Origin of the sequence: Nocardia sichangensis, assembly GCF_047200615.1 — a bacterium.
GTDB classification, from domain to species: Bacteria; Actinomycetota; Actinomycetes; order Mycobacteriales; family Mycobacteriaceae; genus Nocardia; species Nocardia sichangensis.
The window spans coordinates 1-2,313 of sequence record NZ_JBJZOK010000088.1 but is presented as its reverse complement, the minus strand read 5'-3'; the positions used below and the strand labels follow the sequence as shown (position 1 = coordinate 2,313).

Genomic DNA, 2,313 nt, shown 5'->3' with positions numbered 1-2,313 from the left:
CAGCCGCTGTAGCCGCCAGCCCGAGTAAGCCAAGAGGCCCCGCCGTCGGCAGGGCCTTTTCTTGTTGGTCAACGGCGGCTCAAACCAGGTGAGATCCGAGAAGACCTACTTTCGTCGCGGGTAGTGCACGGCGGCGACAGAAGCCGTCGGGAAATCGAACACGACCAGGCTATGGTGATCGTCCTTGTCACCATCGGGCGGAGCGACCCGCACCTGCAGCCAACCGTTGTTGAAGCTGAGCTCCTGAGCCAAGATGCCTTTGCCAAAGGCCAGCTCGATACCTTCGATCTGGTCCGGCAGGGCCGCGAGCGCGGCCTCGGTCAGATAGACGAGTGTTTCGCTCATACCGAGCAGAGTAGGCGCAAAGAGCGCCCTCTGTCCGAATCACGAAGGAACCCGGCCGAACTGGCGTGCCCCTTCGTGATTCGGGTTGCTCACCCGCTGTAGGGACAGCGGGCGCACAGCTAATTTTTCCCGCCGCTGTTGCCGCTGCCGGATTTCGCCGCGCTGGACTGAGCGCGGGAGGCGAAGCCGGACTTCGCGGAGCTGCTGCCTGGGTTCTTCGCCGCCGCGGACTGGATCTGGGACGCGGCCGCGGTGGTCATCTTGCCGCCGCCGTGTCCCTTCCCACCGGACTTCGACATGACGGACCTTTCCGTGCTCATGCCCTCTCCTCCGGGATACGCCTGCCCGGGCCAGTTCGCATACTCACTCAACAGCCTGCCGAGTGGTTCGTCGGCCACCTGGGCACGGGCGAATAACTGTGCCTGTGTCACAGCATTCGCAGGGTGCCCCAGGGCAGTCGTCGCTGGCGCAGATCGCGGCGGCCAGCCCGTATGTGGTCGGTGGTTTCCGGTTCTGGTTCGCCGACCAACGCTGGGAACGGTCTGAACAGGTCGCCCAGCTCCACGGTTACGAACCCCGCACGATGGAACCGACCACCGAGATGGTGTTGTCGCACAAACATCCCGACGACCGCGACACCGTCGCTGCGACCCTGGCCTCCTCGGTGCAGCACGACGAACCGTTCTGCAGCCGCCACCGCATCATCGACACCACGGCGCGGTGCGTCAGGTCCTGGTGGTCGGTGACCGGATGTTCGATGGCACCGGCGCCACGATCGGCACGGTCGGCTACTTCATCGATCTGACCGCCCGGCTGGATGGGAACCGCAACGAAACCCTTCACGGCGCCCTGTCGAAACTGGTCGAAACCCGCGCGGCGATCGAGCAAGCCAAAGGCGTGCTGATGTTCGTCTACGGCATCACCGCCGAACAAGCATTCGGCGTGCTGCGCTGGCGCTCGCAGGAAACCCACACCAAAATCCGCACCCTGGCCGCCAAACTGGTCACCGCGGTCACCGCCGGCAGTGGGGCCCCGGTCGTCGTGCGTACCCGCTTCGACCACCTGCTGCTCACCGCCCACGAACTCCCCGACCCTCCGGCGGGCACCGCCGACTGCTGGCACCCACATGCACGGTTCGGGAGAGGAACATGCATGGTTTGGCGCGAGTCTCAGATGAGGCGTCGTAAAACGATCTTCGGTTTTCGGACACTCGACACCCGGCGCCAAAGGCGCGGAATTCCAGCGCATCGCGTTGTCCAAGAAGCGTATCAAGCCGCCGAGGGAAGCGAGGTCGGGCACGGGGAACGTCACCGGGCCCAACACATCAGTCTGAAGCGGGTGCCGAGGACGGCCTGGAGACCGACGAGGCCCGTCACTCTACTCGGAGCGACGGGCCTCGATGCACAGACGCGGCTGCGCTACGCGAATGGTTTGATCATCCGCGGGATGTAGCTCTAGGACCGGTTGGTAGTCCTCGTCACCTGGGCGCGTCCGGAACGGAGTCAATCCGTGGTGGGTTGATCCCGGTATTAGCCCACGAGGTGCTGGTAGAAGCTGTTCTCTGGGGACTCCAGCGAGATGGCCCGCAGGCCGACGGTGACCTTCCGGCCGACCATCACTGAGTATCCGTCCTCATCGATGCCGAGATCCTCGACGATCGCTGACACCAGTTCCTCCAGCTCGTCATCGGTCACATAGACGGCGAGACGGCATTCAACTGGGACGCGCGCCGGGTCGTATGCGTAGCCCCACGCGCGCTGAGCGAACTCATCGACCGCGGTGACCGGTCCGAAGCTGGTAAAGCACGGGATACGGTTCATCCCGCGGATCCGGTGGGCGCTCTCCTCGAGCGCCAGCGCAACCGGGTGGATTCCCTCGCCGTCGAGGGCACCGGGCCCGGTCGCGTCCGGCAACCCGAGTCCTACCGCGAACTCCCACACTTGGCGTTCGTCGTCGTCCACGTACAAC

5 protein-coding genes are annotated in these 2,313 nt (G+C 64.9%); 2 read left to right on the top strand and 3 right to left on the bottom strand.

Annotated elements, in window-relative coordinates; translation table 11 throughout:
* Nucleotides 1–105: 105 nt before the first annotated feature.
* Together ACL03I_RS39205 and ACL03I_RS39200 are read right to left on the bottom strand one after the other, a co-directional pair.
* Nucleotides 106–345: a hypothetical protein gene (locus ACL03I_RS39205; protein ID WP_412808625.1), complete on the bottom strand. Its 240-nt coding sequence runs from the start codon at nt 343–345 to the stop codon at nt 106–108.
* A 119-nt stretch (nt 346–464) separates the two neighbouring features.
* Nucleotides 465–665, bottom strand: a complete 201-nt coding sequence (locus tag ACL03I_RS39200) for a hypothetical protein (RefSeq protein ID WP_412808624.1) — start codon at nt 663–665, stop codon at nt 465–467.
* Nucleotides 666–928: 263 nt separating this feature from the next.
* Between ACL03I_RS39200 and ACL03I_RS39195 the strand changes: the two genes are divergently transcribed.
* Together ACL03I_RS39195 and ACL03I_RS39190 are read left to right on the top strand one after the other, a co-directional pair.
* The gene (locus ACL03I_RS39195; protein ID WP_412808626.1) at nt 929–1,150 is read left to right on the top strand and encodes a hypothetical protein; all 222 of its coding nucleotides are present in this window, start codon (nt 929–931) and stop codon (nt 1,148–1,150) included.
* The gene (locus tag ACL03I_RS39190; RefSeq protein ID WP_412808623.1) at nt 1,066–1,797 is read left to right on the top strand and encodes an ANTAR domain-containing protein; all 732 of its coding nucleotides are present in this window, start codon (nt 1,066–1,068) and stop codon (nt 1,795–1,797) included. Before ACL03I_RS39195 ends, ACL03I_RS39190 begins: the two co-directional genes overlap by 85 nt.
* A gap of 77 nt (nt 1,798–1,874) precedes the next feature.
* Here the strand turns inward: ACL03I_RS39190 and ACL03I_RS39185 are convergent.
* A partial coding sequence (locus ACL03I_RS39185) for a hypothetical protein (RefSeq protein WP_412808622.1) occupies nt 1,875–2,313 on the bottom strand: 439 nt, incomplete at its 5' end.